Consider the following 17,704-nt stretch of genomic DNA (forward strand, 5'->3'; position numbering starts at 1 on the left):
CGGCCCCGCCGCTCATCCGCGCGGGTGGTCGCCCGCCGCGAGCAGGTTCAGCACGGTGGCCTCCATCGCCGCGCGGGCCTGCTGCGGGCTCTTCCCGCCGGAGCGCCAGTGGTGCCAGGCCCCCCACGTGGTGACGGCGTCCAGACCGTCGAGGAGTTCGGCCGCCCGGTTGTCGTCCAGGCGGCCGAGCTCCTCCGCGAAGACCTCCGCGACCTTCCGCCGCGCGTCCGCGAACGCCTCGTCCGTAACCTGCCGGATGCGCGGCGACGGGTGGTCGATCCGCATCAGCGTCAGCCGCGCCGGGGTGATCCACTCAAGGATCCGCGCCCGCTGCTCGACCAGGGCCCGCACCCGGACCCGGCGGGGGCCGGTCACGGGCAACGGCCTGATCTGCTCGGCCAGTTGCTCCAGCCGGCGGGTGATCGCGAGGTCCACCAGCTCGGACATGTCGGCGAAGTGGTGGAAGACAAGCCGGCGCGAGACACCCGCGCGTTCGGCGACCCGCTCGGCCGGGAACTCCACGACGCCCTCGTCCAACAGGTCGAGCAGCGCGTCCACGATCTTGTCCCGGGTACGGCGTCCGCGCTCGGTCCGCCCGTCCACCCGTACCGGCGCCGGGCCGGGCACCCGGTCGTCCGTCTCCGCCACCGCCGCTCCCTCCGCCGCCCTCTCCGGTATTTTCGCACCTCCTGGCTCGGGGGTGTCCTACGCGTATCCCGCCACGGCCGGCTCCGCGGCCGGGGACGCGGCGGTGAAGCGGTGGCGCATCCGGTGCAGGCCCCGCCGGGTGTGGCTCTTCACCGTGCCGAGCGGCATCCCGGTGCGCTCGGCGATCTGGGTCTGGGTGAGGTCCCCGTAGAAGGCCATGGCCAGCACCTCCCGCTGCGGACCGGGCAGTTTCGCCAGCTCACCGGTGATCAGCAGCCGGTCCAGGACGGCCTCGGGACCGACCGCGGGCTCGTCCGGCGGGGGCAGGGCGGCGCCGGCCGCGGTGACCAGGGCCAGCCGCCGGGTGCGCTCCGCGAGCGCGTCGGCGGTCTTCCGGCGGGTGATGCCGACGAGCCAGCCGGGGAAGGCGCCGCGCTCCGGCCGGTAGCCGGCCCGGCCCCGCCAGGCGGCCAGGAAGACCTGCTGGCTGATGTCCTCGGCCTCCCTGGGATCCCCGAGGGTACGGGCCGCCAGGGCCTGGACGAGGCCTCCCCATCGACGGTACGCGGCGGTCAGGCACTGCTCGTCCCCGCGTACGAAGCCCTCGGCGACCTCGTGGTCGAGGAGGCCCTCCCAGGTCGCGGGGGACGGCTGGACGGTGGCGCTCCGGGCGGTCATGCGGCTGCTCCTCGGGCCGGGACGGAGCCGGCAGCGGGCCGGTCGGCGGACGGGTCGCCCCGTGGGGGGCGGGTCGGACCCCTCCAGATTCGGGCCCGTGCACGCTTCGGCACCACTCGCATCGGTTGTGCGTCGCATCATGGACCCATGACGGAGTCCGCACACGGCTTGACCACGGGGGCGGTGGCCCGCCGGCTGGGGGTCGCCCCGACGACCCTGCGTTCCTGGGACCGGCGCTACGGCATCGGACCGGCCGCCCGCGAGGACGGCCGGCATCGGCGGTGGACGCCCGAGGACATCGCCGTCCTGCGGGAGATGTGCCGGCTGACCTCGTCGGGGATCCCGCCCGCGGAGGCCGCGCGGGCCGCTCTCGCGGGTCCGGCGCCCGCCCCGCCCGCCGACCGGGAACCGCTCCCCCGGCCGGCCCGCCCGCCCGGTTCGGGCAACGGCCTGCCGCTGGGCGCCGTACGGCAGGAGTGCCGCGGGCTGGGGCGGGCGGCGGTACGTCTCGACGCCTGGGCCGTGGACGACATGCTGGCCTCCGTGATCGCCCAGTACGGCCTGGTCACCGCCTGGGAGGAGGTGATGGCGCCGACCCTGCACGCCGTGGGCCGCAAATGGGAGACCTCGGGCGACCGGTACGTCGAGGTCGAGCACCTGCTGTCCTGGCACGTGTCGAGCGCGCTGCGCCGCGCCTGCGGGCCCCCGCCCGCCGGGTCGAGGACGGGTGTGCCCCCGGTGCTGCTCGCCTGCGTGCCGGGCGAGCAGCACACCCTCGCGCTGGAGGCGCTGGCCGCGGGGCTGGCCGAAGTGGGCCTGCCCACGCTCATGTTCGGGCCGGCCGTGCCGCCCGAGGCGCTCGACCAGGCGGTGCGCCGGACCGGTCCCGCCGCGGTCGTGCTGTGGTCCCAGGCCCGGTCGACCGCGAATGCGCCGCTGGCCCGGCACGTGGCCGACACCGTGTGGGGCGTCCGGGGCGCCCGCGCCCGGCCCGCCGTACTGCCGGCGGGCCCGGGCTGGGCCGGTCAGCCCCTCGCCCCGGGCACGCTGCGGCCCGGCGGGCTGCGGGACGCCCTGGTCCTGCTGCGCGGGCTGTGCGACACGGCGGCAGCGGGGGCGGGGCGGCCCGCCGCCCCGGGTCAGTCCTGACCACGGGCCCTGCGGAAGCGGGCCAGCCCGTCCGGGAGTGTGATCAGCGGATCGGGATAGCGGTCGTACCGGGCCCGTTCGGGACCGTCCAGCTTCCACGGCTCGTGGATCCGGGGCCCCTGCAGCCCGGCGAGTTCGGGCACCCACCGGCGTACGTACGCGCCCTCCGGGTCGTAGCGCTTGCCCTGGATCACCGGGTTGAGGACCCGGTTGGGGCGGCTGTCGGTGCCGGTGCCGGCCATCCACTGCCAGTTGAGCTGGTTGTTGGCGACGTCCCCGTCGACCAGCAGGTCCAGGAAGTGGCGGGCTCCGGCGCGCCAGTCGATGTAGAGCGTCTTGGTCAGGAACGAGGCGGTGAGCAGCCTGCCCCGGCCGGGCATCCAGCCCTCGTGGGCGAGTTGGCGCATGGCCGCGTCCACGACGGGATAGCCGGTACGGCCGTCCTGCCAGGCCCGCAGGTCGGCCTCCGCCTGCCGGCCGCTCCGCCATCGGTCGGCCCGGGTGCGGTAGTCGGCGTCCGCGAGGGCGGGGCGGGCGGCGAGCAGCTGGTGGTGGAAGTCGCGCCAGCAGAGCTGCCGTACGAAGGCCTCGGCGCCCGCTCCACCCCGGTCGCGGGCGCGGTGCACGGCCTCGGCCGCCGACAGCGCGCCGAAGTGGAAGTACGGGGAGAGGCGGGAGGTGGTGTCCGCGGCGAGGTCGTCGTGTCCCTCCTCGTAGGCGTCGGCGTACCGGTCGAGCCAGTACGCGAGCCGCTTGCGGCCCTCTTCCTCGCCTCCGGTGGCCAGGCCCGCCGAGACGGCTCCGGCGGCCGGCCGGAGGGGCAGGGCCTCGGAGCGGATGCCGGGCGGCACCAGGACCGCGCGCGGGGCCGCGAGCGGCGGGCGCAGCCGCTCTGCCGACCAGCGTCTGAAGTACGGGGTGAACACGGCGAAGTGATCGGATCCGGTCGGTGTCACGGCGCCGGCCGGCAGCGCCGTGACGACCGCGTCGTGGACGTACAGGCGGCGGCCGTCGGCCTCCAGGGCCCGGCGCAGCCGCTGCTCCCGCCGCAGGGCGAAGGCACTGCACCCGGCGGCCATGTGCACCTCGTCGGCGTCGGCCTCCCGCACGACGGCGCACACTTCGGCGACGGGGTCGCCCGAGCGGACGACGAGCCGGCCGCCCCGCCGGCGCAGCCCCTGGTCGAGGTCGGCGAGGCAGTCCGCGAGGAAGGCGAGGCGGTTCGGCGGGGCGAAACCGGCCCTGTCCACCGCCGGGTCGCGGACGAAGAGCGGGACGGTCTCGTTGCGCGGGCCGAGCGCGGCACGCAGCGGCGGATGGTCGTGGACCCGCAGGTCCGAGGTGAACAGGACGACCGACACGTTCATGATTCCGCTCCCGGGGTGGGGCCTCCGGCGGGGTGGGGCCTTCCGGCCGTCGCTTCCGCCGTGCGCGCGATGTTGCGGGCCATGCCGCCGAAGACGAGGGCGTGGAAGGGCGAGACGCTCCACCAGTAGGCGTGGCCGGCCAGGCCGCGGGGGTGGAAGAGCGCCCGCTGCCGGTACCGCGTGCGGCCCTCGTCGTCGTGCTCGGCGTACATCTCCAGCCAGGCGAGGCCGGGGAGCCGCATTTCGGCGCGCAGTCTGAGCAGGCGCCCGCGTTCGATCTCCTCGACCCGCCAGAAGTCCAGGGAGTCGCCGATCCGCAGGAGGGTGGCGTCGCGCCGGCCCCGGCGCAGTCCGACTCCTCCGATGAGGCGGTCGAGCCAGCCGCGGACGGCCCAGGCGAGCGGGAAGGAGTACCAGCCGTTCTCACCGCCGATGCCCTCCACGACCCGCCACAGCGCCTGGGGCGGAGCGTCGACGATGCGCTCGCGGACGTCGGTGTAGAGGCTGCCGCCGGCCCAGTCGGGGTCGGTGGGCAGCGGATCGCTGGGCGTGCCGGGCACGGAGGCCGAGGACCAGCGGGTGTCGACCTGGGCGTCGCGGACCTTCTGGAGGGCGAGCGAGAGCGCCCTGTCGAAGGAGATCGGAGTGCCGGGCGGATCGGGCACCCAGTCGGCGATGTCGTGCTCGTCGCAGACGACCTCGTACTTGAGGGACTCCGCGAGCGGGCGGGCGATGGACCGGGGCACGGGGGTGACCAGGCCGACCCAGTGGCTGGACAGGCGCGGTGTGAGGACGGGCGAGGGCAGGATCAGCCGCCGGGGCAGTCCGTCGACGTCGGCGTAGCGGCGCATCATGTCGAGGTAGGTGAGGACTTCGGGGCCGCCGATGTCGAAGGCGCGGCTGACGTGGCCGGGCATGGTGGCGCTGCCGACCAGGTAGCGCAGCACGTCGCGGACGGCGATGGGCTGGATGCGGGTGCGCACCCAGCTGGGGGTGACCATCACGGGCAGCCGCTCGGTGAGGTACCGGAGCATCTCGAACGACGCCGAGCCGGAGCCGATGATGACGGCGGCGCGGAGCACGGTCGTGGGGACCCCGGAGTCGAGGAGGATGCGGCCGACCTCGGCGCGGGAGCGCAGGTGGGGCGAGAGGTCGCGGTCGGGGACCCCGCGCGGGACGAGTCCGCCGAGGTAGACGATGCGGCGTACGCCGGCGGCACGGGCCTGGTCGGCGAAGGTGCGCGCGGCCCGGCGGTCGGTCTCCTCGAAGTCGCGCCCGCTGCCCAGGGCGTGCACGAGGTAGTAGGCGACGTCGACGCCCCGCAGGGCGGCGGCGAGCGACGCGGCGTCGGTGACGTCGCCGCGGACGATCTCCGCCTGCCCCGCCCAGGGGTGGTCGCGCAGCTTCTCGGGGGTGCGCGCGAGGCACCGGACGCGGTGTCCGGCGGTGATCAGCTCGGGGACGAGCCGGCCGCCGATGTAGCCGGTGGCGCCGGTGACCAGGCACAGCGATCCGGGGGGCTGCGGGCCGGGGGGCCGGGCCGGGTGCCCTTGGGTGTCGGTCATGGAGGTGCTCCGTTCCGCCGTCGACCGGGGTGGTTCCCTGATCTCTTCCGCGATCGCGGGCGGGACGGATGCACGGGGTAGGCCGGATGGGCGTGCGCTCTTCAGCGGACCGGGGAGCGGAAGCGGTTGCGGTACTCGGTGGGGGTCGTGTCGAGGGTGCGGCGGAAGGCCCGGATGAGGGTGTCCGTGGTGTTGAAGCCGCAGGTGGACGCGATGCGGTCGAGGGTGGCGTCGGTGGATTCGAGCTGGTTGCGCGCCACCTCGACGCGGGCCGATTCGATGTAGGCGGCCGGGGTCGTGCCCAGTTCCGTCTTGAAGATGCGGGTGAGCTGCCGTTCGCTGACGTGGGCGTATTCGGCGAGGTCGGCGACGGAGAGCCGTCCGGTGATGTTGCGCGTGACGTAGTGGCGGAGGTCCTCCGTGCGCCGTGTGGTGGACAGGGGTGCCAGGGGGACGCTGAACTGGCTCTGTCCGCTCGGCCGTTTCAGGTACATCACGAGCTGCCGGGCGACGCGCAGGGCGACGGCCTCCCCGAAGTCGTCGGCGACGAGGGCGAGGGACAGGTCGAGGCAGGCGCTGATGCCCGCGCCGGTCCACACGTCGCGGTCGCGGATGAAGATCGGGTCGGCGTCGACCTCGACCGCGGGGTGGTCGGCGGCGAGCTGCTGCGCGGTCGACCAGTGGGTGGTGGCGCGCCTGCCGTCGAGGAGTCCTGCCTCGGCGAGGATGTGGGCCCCGACGCAGACGGACGCGAGCCGCCGGGTCCGGCCGGCGAGGGCCTTCACCCGGTCGACGACGGCGGGGTCGGCGACGGCGCGTGCCCGGCCGGTGTTGTCGATCTCGACCGAGCCCGGGACCAGCAGGGTGTCGATGCTCCTGCCGGACAGCTCCAGGTCCGTGAAGGTCGTGTCGGGCAGGATCCGGACGCCGGCTGAGGTGGTGACGGGGTCCGCGGTCTCGGCCGCGAGGACGACGTCGTAGCCGTCGGCGTCGCCCACTTCGCGGCGCAGCAGGGCGAAGACCTCCGGCGGGCCGGTGACGTCCAGGAGGTCCACACCGTCGAAGAGGACGACGACCACGAACCGTGCGGCGCTGTTCACGGGGTCTCCGTTCGGTCGGCCGGGGAGGCCGGAAGGCTCTCGTACGGCATGTCTGTTTCTGCAAGTCGGATGACATTGCAGACACTACCCGGGGGCTCATAGCGTTCATGGCACGGCCGCCGCACGATGCGGCCGGAACCTTCCGACATGACGCCCGAGGGGGCACCTCCATGACCACGACCACGCCCGTGAACACGACCACCCTGCGCGAGCTCAACGGCCTCGACCAGACCCCGGCTCCGCTGGCCGGGGCGACGCTGATCCTGGTCGACTACCAGAACACCTACACCCGCGGCGTGCTGGAGCTGACGGGTTGGGAAACCGCCCTCCACGCCGCGGCCGACCTGCTGGCCCGCGCCCGGGCCGCCGGCACGAAGATCGTCCACGTGCAGCACGACGGCGGCGCGGGGACCCCGTACGACATCCGCGAGGACATCGGCCGGATCCACCCCCGGGTGGCTCCCCTCGACGGCGAGAGCGTCGTCGTCAAGACGGCCGCCCCCAACGCGTTCGTCGGCACCGACCTCGGCGAGATCCTCGACGCCGCGGGCAACGAGCACGTCATCGTCGTCGGGTTCATGACCCACATGTGCGTGGCTTTCACCGCGGAGGGCGCCTTCCTGCGCGGCAACCGCCCCACTGTGGTCGCCGACGCCTGCGCCACCCGGCCGCTGCGCTCGGCGGTGGCCGGGCTGCCCGCGGAGCAGGTCCACCACGGCGCCCTCGCGACCATCGCCGACCTCTACGGCGTGGTCGTGCCTACTGCCTCGGACCTGGGCTGAGGCACGGGGCGGCCGGCCCTCCGCGTCAGAGTTCCTCGCCGAGCGGCAGCCGGTGGATGCCCGGCAGGTAAGCGTCGAGCTCCCCCGGCGTGAAACCGGGTCATGCCCCGCACGCGCCAGAGCCCCCGGCCGTCGCCCGTCGTACTTGCAGCCGCCGGGCGGTGTCAGGGCCGTCCAGCCGTCCGCCACGCCCATCGGCGTCGCGCGCAGCGACGGCGGTTCCCCGTCCGCCGGGATGCTCCCCATTCGCTGCTCGGGCATCGCCCGCCGGGACCCGCGGGCTCGCCCGCCCGACCATGTACGTCACCGCCACGCGGGACCGGGAGTTCCCGGGCACCGCCGAGGTCGGCTTCACCCACCCGCCCGAGGCCGTCCACAGCGCCTGCGCGGCGCGAACGCCGAGCTCGACCAGGTGGCCCGTCCGCATCGTCCCCCTCCCGCCGCCGATGACGCCCCGGCGGGTGTGTCGCGACCCGCTTCCACGACGTGGTGCTGTCCCCCACCAGCTCCATGCAACGCGCGCAGTCGCGGACCGACATCAACCACCCGATGTCCTTCGACCACCCCGTCGACACGCCCCGGGCATGCTGCTGCTGGAGGCCGTACGCCAAGCCGTGCGCCCCTCGCGCGCCTTCACCGCGCCCTGGCCTGCCCCAGGGGGTGTCCGCAAAGTCCCGCCGGTCCCGCGGTGCCTGGCACCGCACCTCGCCGTGTTCGCTGTCGGGCGCGCCCGGGTACGTCCGGTACCCGGGCGGTCGGCGCTGCCTTGCGGACACGCCCCCCCACGCGTACGACGAAGGCGCCTGCCCGGCCTCCGCCCGGCAGGCGCCTTTTCCCATGCCACGGATCCCCCAGGTCTCCTCAGACCTTGCGGACCACACGGGACTTGAGCTGCATCTGCCCGAAGCCCTCGATCCTGCAGTCGATGTCGTGGCCGTCCACGCCGTCGACGAGGCGGATGTTGCGCACCTTGGTGCCCGCCTTGATGCCGGTCGGACTGCCCTTGACCTTCAGGCCCTTGACGACCGTCACGGTGTCGCCGTCGGCCAGCACGTTCCCGACGGCGTCCTTGATCACCCGCTCCTCGGGCGCCTCGGCCGGTCCGGCGCCGGCGGTGAGGGGCCACTCGTGCCCGCACTCGGGGCAGATCAGCAGCGAGCCCATCTCGTAGGCGTAGGCACCCGCACACTCGGGGCAGGCTGGCAAGGGGTCCTCAGTCACCCCATCAGTATATTTCAGGCGCCATCGCCCCAGATCGCCCCGCCCGCCCTCCCGTCCGCCCGTCCATCCGCCCGCCCGCCCGTCCGCCCGTCCGCCCGTCCGCCCGTCCGCCCGTCCAGGAGGTCCATGTGTCTGCCGCATCGAGTTACGCGTCCGGGGTCTGCGAAGTGCCGTTGCTCGGTGACACCATCGGCGAGAACCTGGACCGCACGGTGCGGAGGTTCCCCGACCGCGACGCCCTCGTCGACGTGGCCGCCGACCGCCGGTGGACGTACGCGGAGCTGGCCGCCGATGTCGACGCCCTCGCCCTCGGGCTGCTGGACCTGGGCATCGTGAAGGGCGACCGCGTCGGGATCTGGGCCCCCAACCGCGCGGAGTGGACGCTGGTGCAGTACGCCACGGCCAAGATCGGGGCGGTCCTCGTCACCGTGAACCCCGCCTACCGCTCCCACGAACTGGAGTACGTACTGCGGCAGTCCGGCATCCGGCTGCTGGCCGCCGCGGACCGCTTCAAGACCTCCGACTACGCCGCCATGATCGAGGAGGTCCACCCGCGATGTCCGGACCTCGAGTTCGTGGCCCTGCTCGGAGGGCACCTGTGGGACTCCCTGCTGGAGCGCGGCCGCCGGGGCGACCCGGCCGACCTGGCCCGGGCACAGGCCGCGCTGAGCCCCGACGACGCCGTCAACATCCAGTACACCTCCGGGACCACCGGATTCCCCAAGGGTGCGACGCTCTCGCACCACAACATCCTCAACAACGGCTTCTTCGTGGGCGAGCTGTGCCACTACACCGAGCAGGACCGGGTCTGCATCCCCGTGCCCTTCTACCACTGTTTCGGCATGGTCATGGGCAACCTCGCCTGCACCAGCCACGGCGCGGCCATGGTGATCCCCGCGCCGGCGTTCGACCCGGTGGCCACCCTGGCCGCGGTGGAGTCGGAGCGGTGCACCTCGCTCTACGGCGTCCCCACGATGTTCATCGCCGAGCTGGCGGAGCCCGGTTTCGACTCGTACGACCTGTCCGGCCTGCGTACGGGGATCATGGCGGGCTCGCCCTGCCCGGTCGAGGTCATGCGGGAGGTCATCGAGCGGATGGGCATGACGGAGGTGTCCATCTGCTACGGGATGACGGAGACCTCCCCGGTGTCGACGCAGACCCGCGCCGACGACTCGGTCGAGCGCCGGGTGTCCACCGTGGGCCGCGTCGGGCCGCACCTGGAGGTGAAGGTGGTCGATCCGCGGACCGGGCGGACGGTGCCCCGGGGGGAGCCGGGCGAGCTGTGCACCCGCGGCTACTCGGTGATGCTCGGCTACTGGGAGGAACCGGAGCGGACCGCCGAGGCCGTCGACGCGGCCCGCTGGATGCACACCGGCGACCTGGCCGTCATGGACGACGACGGTTATCTGAGCATCACCGGCCGGATCAAGGACATGGTGATCCGCGGCGGGGAGAACCTCTACCCGCGCGAGATCGAGGAGTTCCTCCACACACATCCGGACGTCCTCGACGTCCAGGTCATCGGGGTGCCCGACCCCAAGTACGGCGAGGAGCTGATGGCGTGGCTGCGGATGCGCGAGGGGGCCGAACCGCTGACCGCGGACGCCGTCCGCGCGTACTGCGCCGGCCGGCTCGCCCACTTCAAGATCCCGCGGTACGTGCACGTCGTGGACGAGTTCCCCATGACCGTCACCGGGAAGGTCCGCAAGGTGGAAATGCGCCAGGAAGCCCTCCGCCTGCTGGAACCTCCTTCATAGGACAGCGCGTTGCGGCTCGCGCCGCCGCCGCTCCTGATCGATGATCTTTCTGGGCCCGTCGCGGTCGCGCCGTCCGGCCGTCCGCGACGCCCCGCCCTGTGCCGCCGACTGACCACCGACCAGAGGAACACCGTGCCGCTGCCCGTGCACCGACGTCTCGCCCTGACCGCCGCCCTGCTCGCCGTGACGGCCGCCGTCACCCCCGCGGCCACCGCCCAGGCGGCCGGGACCGCCGCCCCCGATCTCGAAGCGCTGACCCGGGCGCTGCGCAACACGACGGCCGCCGGAGCGCCCGGCGCCATGGCCCGCTTCAGCGGCCCCGGCGGGGTCCGCACCCGGGCCGTCGGCGTACGCGACAAGGCCACGGGCGCGGCCATGGACCCGCAGGCCCGCTTCCGGATCGGCAGTGTCAGCAAGACCTTCTCCGCCGTGGTCCTGCTCCAGCTCGTCGGGGAGAAGAAGATCGACCTGGACACGGCGGTCAACCGCTACCTGCCCGGCCTGCTGCCCGACGACCGGATCACGGTGCGCCATCTGCTGACCCACCGCAGCGGACTGGCGGACTACACGGACGCCATGTTCGAGCAGACGGTCCCCGGCTTCGAGGCCGTGCGCAACCGGGTGTTCAGCCACCAGGAGCTGGTGGACCTCTCACTGCGCGAGCCCAGGACCACCGAGCCCGGCGTGGCGTACAAGTACTCGAACACCAACTTCGTCGTCGTCGGCATGCTGATCGAGAAGGCCACCGGCAACCGGGTGGGCAAGGAGTACGAGCGGCGCATCTTCAAGCCGCTGGGCCTGCGCAGCACCGCGTACGTGCATCCCGACACCGAGATCAAGGGCCTGCACGCCCGCGGCTACCTGCACCCCGACGAGGCGGGCGCGCCGCTGGTCGACTCCACCGAGCAGACCGTGTCGTGGGCCCAGTCCGCCGGTGCGGTGATCTCCAGCCCGGCCGACCTGAACACCTTCACGTCGGCGCTGCTCGGCGGCCGGCTGCTGCCGCCCCGGCTGCTGGACGCCATGGTGACCGCGACCCCGACCGACACCGCGAACACCCGGTTCTACGGATTGGGTCTGCGCCGCTACGACCTCTCCTGCGGCACGTCGGTCTACGGGCACACGGGCACGGTGCAGGGCTTCTACACCTACGCCTTCTCCACGCGCGACGGCCGGCGCAGCCTGTCCGCGATGGCGAACACCTCGAACCGCGGCGAGGCCAACACGGCGCTCGGCGGCACCCTGGAAGCCGCGTTCTGCGGGAAGCAGACCGAGAAGAAGGGCGCGCGCGGCTTCGGCTTCGCGCCGGCCGAGACGGACCTGCCCGAGCGCAACGCGCGCTGACGCCCGCCCGGCGGACCCGCGCCGGCCCGGCGCCTCAGTCGGTGCCCACCGCGTCGTCGCACGCGGGGCAGACCCGGTCCGCGTACTCCGTGTCGTACCACGTCGCGCCGGGCTGCCCGGCGGGTTGCCCCGCCTGCCCCGGCTGCGGCGGGGCGGCCCGCATCGCGAAGGTGTCCCTGCCGCAGAAGGTCCGCGGACCGGGGACACCGGACATCCCGGGCGCCGCGGGCGCCGCGTGCACGCGCACGACGACCGCCTCACCGCCGCCGTCCACGGTCCCGCCGGGGTGCGCCGCCACCGGCTCCTCGACCTCGTACACCACCGCCATCGCACTCATGGCTCGACGGTAGGCCGTCCCGGCGTCTCCGGCCGACCGGCCACGCCGGACCCTGCCCGCCCGTACCGGCACTCCCCGGCGGAGCTACTGACGAACGCTACTGACGGATCATCAGGTCATCCGTCCCGGACTCTTGACTCTGTCGGCGCCAGTGGCGATTCTCGGATCACCGTTTGCGGGTTCATGACAAGTCAGCTCTCCCGTGTGGCCGTCGCGTCCCCGAACGGGTCCGGCTCCTCCACCGCGCCATCCGCTGACCGAAGACGTGAGTGATGACCATTTCCCGACACACGCACCACAGGCGCAGCCCCCTCGCGGTCCTGTCATTGCTCCTCGCCGTGGTGGCGATGGTGCTCGGCCCCGTGCCCAGCTCCGCCGCCGACCCCGGCTGGTGGAATCCGGTGGCGCGGCCCGCACCCGACTCCGACATCAACATCACCGGCGAACCGTTCAAGGGCACCGACTCCCAGGGCCGGGTGCGCGGTTTCGTCGACGCGCACGACCACCTGATGTCCAACGAGGGCTTCGGCGGCCGCCTCATCTGCGGCAGGCCCTTCTCCGAACTGGGCGTGGCCGACGCGCTCAAGGACTGCCCCGAGCACTACCCCGACGGCACCCTGGCGATCTTCGACTTCATCACCAAGGGCGGCGACGGCAAGCACGACCCGAACGGCTGGCCGACCTTCAAGGACTGGCCCGCCCACGACTCGCTGACCCACCAGCAGAACTACTACGCCTGGGTCGAGCGCGCCTGGCGCGGCGGCCAGCGGGTGCTCGTCAACGACCTCGTCACCAACGGCGTGATCTGCTCGGTCTACTTCTTCAAGGACCGAGGCTGCGACGAGATGACCGCCATCCGGCTCGAAGCGCAGAAGACGTACGACATGCAGGCCTACATCGACAAGATGTACGGCGGCCCCGGAAAGGGCTGGTTCCGGATCGTCACCGACTCCGCCCAGGCCCGCGAAGTCGTCAAGCAGGGCAAACTGGCTGTCGTCCTGGGCGTCGAGACCTCCGAGCCGTTCGGCTGCAAGCAGATCCTCGACATCGCGCAGTGCAACAAGGAGGACGTCGACCGCGGCCTCGACGAGCTGCACAAGCTGGGCGTGCGCAGCATGTTCCTCTGCCACAAGTTCGACAACGCCCTGTGCGGCGTCCGCTTCGACCAGGGCGCGCTCGGCACCGCGATCAACGTGGGCCAGTTCCTGTCGACCGGCACCTTCTGGAAGACGGAGAAGTGCACCGGCCCGCAGCATGACAACCCCATCGGGCTCGCAGCCGCTCCACAGGCGCAGAAGGAACTTCCGGCGGGCGTGTCCGTGCCCTCGTACGCGGCGGACGCGCAGTGCAACACCCGCGGCCTGACCGAGCTCGGCGAGTACGCGGTGCGCGGGATGATGAAACGCAAGATGATGCTGGAGATCGACCACATGAGCGTCAAGGCCGCCGGCCGGGCCTTCGACATCCTGGAGTCCGAGTCCTACCCGGGCATCATCTCCTCGCACAGCTGGATGGACGACAACTGGACCGAGCGGCTGTACAAGCTCGGCGGATTCGTCGCCCAGTACATGAACGGGGCCGAGGGCTTCAGCGCGGAGGCCAAGGCCAAGAACGCCCTGCGCGACAAGTACAACGTCGGCTACGGCTACGGCACCGACATGAACGGCGTCGGCGGCTGGCCCGGCCCCCGCGGGGCCGACACCCCGAACCCGGTGCGCTATCCGTTCCGCAGCGTCGACGGCGGCTCCGTCATCGACAAGCAGACCACCGGACAGCGCACCTGGGACCTCAACACCGACGGCGCCTCGCACTACGGCCTGGTCCCGGACTGGATCGAGGACATCCGGCTCGTCGGCGGCCAGGACGTGGTCGACGACCTCTTCCGCGGCGCCGAGTCCTACCTCACCACCTGGGGCTCGTCCGAGAAGCACAAGGCGGGCGTGAACCTCGCCGCGGGCGCGTCCACGGCGGCCAGCTCGGCGGAGTGGAACCCCTTCACGAGCTACGCCCCGTCCCGGGCCGTCGACGGGAACAAGGGCACCCGCTGGGCGAGCGACTGGAGCGACGACCAGTGGATCCAGATCGACCTCGGTGCGGCCCACCTGGTCAAGCGCGTCACGCTCGACTGGGAGCGGGCGCACGGGCACGCCTACCGCATCGAGCTGTCGAACGACGGCACCGACTGGCAGTCCGCGTGGTCCACCACCACCGGTGACGGCGGTCTGGACACGGCGCTCTTCACCGGCACCACAGCCCGCTACGTCCGTGTCCACGGCGTGCAGCGCGGCACCAAGTGGGGCTACTCGCTCTACGAGGTCGGCGTCTACAGCAGCTGACGCCGCTCAGCCGACCCATTCAGGTCCCGGGGCCGGGGCCGGCCGGATCCGCCGATCCGGCCGGCCCCGGCCGCCTTTGCCGCGACTGCACTGCTGCACCACTGCGCTAGGAACGAACGGAACGAAGGGAACCAGCGCCCATGGCACGCATGCCGTCGGCCGAGCGACGCCGCCAGCTGACCGAGGCGGCGATCCGCGTGATGGCCCGCGACGGCGTCGCCAGGGCGACGACGCGGTCGATCTGCGCCGAGGCCGGCGTGTCCCTGAGCGTCTTCCACTACTGCTTCGAGTCCAAGCAGGCCCTGCTGGAATCCGTGATCGTGGCGATCACCGAACACGGCATCACCGTGGCGAGGGAGGCCATCCGGCCCCGGGCCACCCTGCGGGAGACCATCCGGGCCGGCTTCCAGGCGTACTGGGACCACGTCGCCGCCAACCCGGGCGAGCACATGCTCACCTACGAGCTCACGCAGTACGCCCTGCGCCGGCCCGGGTTCGAGCACCTGGCGCGACGCCAGTACGAGCTGTATTCCGACACCTACACCGAGCTCATCGAACAGCTCCGCCTGCTCATGCCCTTCGAGCTGCGCGTACCGGTACCCGTACTGGCCCGCTACCTGGCCGCCATGACGGACGGGCTGACCCTCAACCACCTCGTGCTCGGCGACGCCGAAGTCGTGGCGGCCATCCTCGACATGGTCACCGACCATGTCGCGGGACTGACCGAGACCACGGACGGGGACCGGCCGTCCGTACGGGAGCACACCGGTCCACCGCTCTCCGTTTGAAGGGACCCGCCCGCCCCGCCCGCCGGCGCAGCCGGCGCCCACCTCAGTAGACGTCCTGGCGCCGAGCCGCATCTGGAGCCAGATCCAGTCATGGCGTGAATTGCGTCACTGCGACAGAAGTTGTGTCCCGCTTGTCCGTTTACGAGTACGAACTGCCTGGTCAGGGCGCTACGTTGCTCCCCTCGTACCTGGTTCATCGGGTACTCGCAGAAAGACCGAGGAAGTATGGCTACTCGCTTCTCCACGGCAAGACGCCGTGGAAGAGGGCCCTGGGGGACCACCCACTGGATAGCGGGCGGAGCGGCACTCATCGTGACCGCCACCCTGATCCAGAGCTCGCACCCGGCCGGCGCCGCTCCGGCCGAGGCCGCCACGGCCAAGCCCGGCGCCGTGACCGAAGAACTCAACCTCGCGCGCGCCCGGGTGGCCGCGCGGACGGCGGGGCACCGCGTGGAGGCGGTCTCGGAGCGGTCCGAGACGTCCACGACATGGGTCAACCCCAACGGCACGCTCACGACCGAAGTGGCCGCCGGACCGATCCGCTTCTACGACCAGCAGGCACGCGCCTGGCGCGGGGTCGACGTGACCCTGGGCCACGCCCCTGACGGGTCCGTCGCGTCCAAGGCCCATCCGCAGGGCCTGAAGTTGGCCGCGGGCAGCCTCCCGCGGATGGCCAAGGCCGTGCCCCAGGCCGCGCCCCAGGCCGCGCCGTCCGTCAACTACATCAGCACCGACCTCGTCACGCTGGGCGAGGGCGAGCAGCAGATCACCCTCAAGTGGAAGGGCGCCCTGCCGTCGCCGAAGCTCGACGGGGCCCGCGCCGAGTACACCAACGCCGTGCCCGGCGGTGACGTCGTCATCGAGGCCACGCGCAGCGGCTTCGAGCAGTTCGTCGAGCTGAAGCAGCGTCCGGCCGGCGGGAACTACGCGTACACCCTGCCGCTGGTGGCCAAGGGCCTGAAGGTGGAACAGCAGGCCGACGGCAGCGTGCAGTTCACCGATCGCAGGAGCAAGAAGACCGCGGTCATGCCGGCACCGGTGATGTGGGACTCCACGGTCGATCCGGTCTCCGGCGAGCACACCCGCAAGGTGCCCGTGGCGATGAAGGTCGTCCAGGGCAAGGGCACGGTCGACCTGGTGGTCACCCCGGACGCGAAGTTCCTCGCGGACCCGGCCACCAAGTACCCCGTGACCGTGGACCCCTCGACCTCCTCGCTGGGCAACGTCTTCGACACCTACGTCCAGCAGGGCGAGACCGTCGACTGGTCGGGCGACACCGAGCTGGACCTCGGCAACCCGGGCACCAAGAACGCGAACGGCACCTTCCGCACGGCGCGTTCGTTCATCACGTGGAACACGGCGCCGATCGCGGACGCACTGGTCTCCGACGCCAAGCTGTCCCTGTGGAACTTCCACTCGGGCAACACCGACTGCGTCGCGCAGCCGTGGGAGGTCTGGGACTCGGGCACCCCGAGCACCGCGTCGCGCTGGACGAACCAGCCCGCCATGGGCACCAAGTACGCCACCTCCACCGAGACCCGCGGCAACCCCGGCTGCGGCTCGGCACCGGACGGCTGGATCAACGCCGACGTGACCACCCTCGTCCAGACGTGGGCGTCCGCAAAGGCGCCGCTGTCCAGCATGGGCCTGCGCGCCACGTCGGAGTCGGTCGTCGGGCAGTGGAAGCGCGTCAATTCCGCGAACGCCACCTCCAACCCGCCGAAGCTGACGGTGACCTACAACTACCGTCCGCAGACCGGCACCAAGCAGGAGGCCGGCCCTCCGTTCGTCCAGGACAAGACCCCCGCCTGGCGCGTCGAGACGACGACGCCGATCCTGCGGGACACGTTCGCGGACAAGAACGGCGACACGGTCAACGGCACCTTCCAGATCTTCGACGCCGCCACCAACACCCAGGTCGGCGGCAACCTGGTGTCGCCGTTCGTCCCGCAAGGCACCCCGGCCTCGGTCGTCGTACCGGCGGGCGTGCTCCAGCACGGGCGCATGTACCGCTTCCGCACCTCGCCCTACGACGGCACGCACTACAGCAACAGCTGGTCGCCCTGGTCCAACTGGAGCACCTTCACGGTCAGCCCATTGCCTGACGCCCCGCAGGACATCCAGGCCGGTGCCCAGGAAACCCTGACGCCCATCCTGTCCGCGGTTGTCACGACCCCGGCGCAAACGCGCGTGAGTGCCGAGTTCTCCCTGAAGGACGCGGCCGGCAACCCGGTCCCGAACCTGCCGCTGCCCCCCGTATGGGTGGAGAGCGGCAACCGGGCCGCCCTGCAGATCCCCGAGGGCAAGCTGACGGACGGCGCGACCTACCGCTGGTCCGTGCGCGCCTGCACCAGCACCGGGTGCTCGCCCTGGTCGGCCGAACAGAACATGACGGTGCGCGTTCAGGCTCTGCCTCCGATGCCCGCCGCGCAGTCCCTGGTACTCGGTGACGCCGCTCTCGAGAGTGCGTCGGTCGCCACCGACTGCGCCACGGCGGGCTGCGCCACGCCTCCCGCCGGTCAGCTCCGGCTGGGGACGGCCGACGGCCACTCGTGGGCGACGCGGCTGAAGGCGAACTTCGCCGGGCTCCCCAAGGGGGCCCGGGTCACCTCGGCCAAGCTGTCGCTGAGCA

Annotated in this window: 13 protein-coding genes and 1 pseudogene; 7 read left to right on the plus strand and 7 right to left on the minus strand. The window is 72.5% G+C overall.

The features are described 5' to 3' along the window. Positions 1–12: 12 nt before the first annotated feature. Positions 13–648, minus strand: coding sequence for a TetR/AcrR family transcriptional regulator (locus tag ACZ3X1_RS30490; RefSeq protein WP_356814258.1), 636 nt, complete (start codon positions 646–648; stop codon positions 13–15). A 57-nt stretch (positions 649–705) separates the two neighbouring features. Beyond that, positions 706–1,326 (minus strand): sigma-70 family RNA polymerase sigma factor, encoded by a 621-nt coding sequence (locus ACZ3X1_RS30495; protein WP_467281831.1) that lies wholly within the window; start codon positions 1,324–1,326, stop codon positions 706–708. Positions 1,327–1,473: 147 nt separating this feature from the next. On the opposite strand from ACZ3X1_RS30495, the gene ACZ3X1_RS30500 reads away from it, so the two are divergent. Continuing rightward, entirely contained in the window at positions 1,474–2,475 is a 1,002-nt protein-coding gene (locus tag ACZ3X1_RS30500) for a MerR family transcriptional regulator (protein ID WP_467281834.1), read from the plus strand. Here the strand turns inward: ACZ3X1_RS30500 and ACZ3X1_RS30505 are convergent. The 3 genes from ACZ3X1_RS30505 to ACZ3X1_RS30515 all read right to left on the minus strand — a co-directional run bounded on the left by ACZ3X1_RS30505 (position 2,466) and on the right by ACZ3X1_RS30515 (position 6,507). Continuing rightward, positions 2,466–3,842: a cryptochrome/photolyase family protein gene (locus ACZ3X1_RS30505; RefSeq protein WP_356814262.1), complete on the minus strand. Its 1,377-nt coding sequence runs from the start codon at positions 3,840–3,842 to the stop codon at positions 2,466–2,468. The genes ACZ3X1_RS30500 and ACZ3X1_RS30505 overlap by 10 nt on opposite strands. Further along, positions 3,839–5,407, minus strand: coding sequence for an SDR family oxidoreductase (locus ACZ3X1_RS30510; protein WP_467281837.1), 1,569 nt, complete (start codon positions 5,405–5,407; stop codon positions 3,839–3,841). Before ACZ3X1_RS30510 ends, ACZ3X1_RS30505 begins: the two co-directional genes overlap by 4 nt. Before the next feature lie 101 nt (positions 5,408–5,508). Next, complete coding sequence (locus ACZ3X1_RS30515; protein ID WP_390076685.1) at positions 5,509–6,507, minus strand: GlxA family transcriptional regulator; 999 nt, start codon at positions 6,505–6,507, stop codon at positions 5,509–5,511. A 188-nt stretch (positions 6,508–6,695) separates the two neighbouring features. Between ACZ3X1_RS30515 and ACZ3X1_RS30520 the strand changes: the two genes are divergently transcribed. Further along, complete coding sequence (locus tag ACZ3X1_RS30520) at positions 6,696–7,289, plus strand: isochorismatase family protein (protein ID WP_356814276.1); 594 nt, start codon at positions 6,696–6,698, stop codon at positions 7,287–7,289. A gap of 861 nt (positions 7,290–8,150) precedes the next feature. Here the strand turns inward: ACZ3X1_RS30520 and ACZ3X1_RS30525 are convergent. Next, a complete protein-coding gene (locus ACZ3X1_RS30525; RefSeq protein WP_356814266.1) occupies positions 8,151–8,510 on the minus strand; it encodes a zinc ribbon domain-containing protein YjdM in 360 nt (119 codons plus the stop codon). A gap of 128 nt (positions 8,511–8,638) precedes the next feature. Here ACZ3X1_RS30525 and ACZ3X1_RS30530 point away from each other — a divergent pair, with 128 nt between their 5' ends. Together ACZ3X1_RS30530 and ACZ3X1_RS30535 are read left to right on the plus strand one after the other, a co-directional pair. Beyond that, complete coding sequence (locus tag ACZ3X1_RS30530; protein WP_467281840.1) at positions 8,639–10,267, plus strand: AMP-binding protein; 1,629 nt, start codon at positions 8,639–8,641, stop codon at positions 10,265–10,267. A 132-nt stretch (positions 10,268–10,399) separates the two neighbouring features. Further along, the gene (locus ACZ3X1_RS30535; protein ID WP_356814269.1) at positions 10,400–11,611 is read left to right on the plus strand and encodes a serine hydrolase domain-containing protein; all 1,212 of its coding nucleotides are present in this window, start codon (positions 10,400–10,402) and stop codon (positions 11,609–11,611) included. Positions 11,612–11,645: 34 nt separating this feature from the next. Here the strand turns inward: ACZ3X1_RS30535 and ACZ3X1_RS30540 are convergent, their stop codons facing one another. Continuing rightward, on the minus strand, positions 11,646–11,948 hold the full coding sequence (locus ACZ3X1_RS30540) for a hypothetical protein (protein WP_356814271.1): 303 nt from the start codon (positions 11,946–11,948) through the stop codon (positions 11,646–11,648). Between the two features lie 272 nt (positions 11,949–12,220). On the opposite strand from ACZ3X1_RS30540, the gene ACZ3X1_RS30545 reads away from it, so the two are divergent. The 3 genes and pseudogenes from ACZ3X1_RS30545 to ACZ3X1_RS30555 all read left to right on the plus strand — a co-directional run. Further along, positions 12,221–14,284, plus strand: coding sequence for a galactose-binding domain-containing protein (locus tag ACZ3X1_RS30545; protein WP_467281846.1), 2,064 nt, complete (start codon positions 12,221–12,223; stop codon positions 14,282–14,284). Between the two features lie 140 nt (positions 14,285–14,424). Beyond that, on the plus strand, positions 14,425–15,072 hold the full coding sequence (locus ACZ3X1_RS30550; protein WP_390076683.1) for a TetR/AcrR family transcriptional regulator: 648 nt from the start codon (positions 14,425–14,427) through the stop codon (positions 15,070–15,072). Between the two features lie 312 nt (positions 15,073–15,384). Further along, positions 15,385–17,193 (plus strand): annotated as a pseudogene (locus ACZ3X1_RS30555) (DNRLRE domain-containing protein); the annotation flags it as partial. Between the last annotated feature and the right edge of the window lie 511 nt (positions 17,194–17,704).

The sequence above is a fragment of the Streptomyces sp. NPDC023541 genome (genome assembly GCF_055559995.1).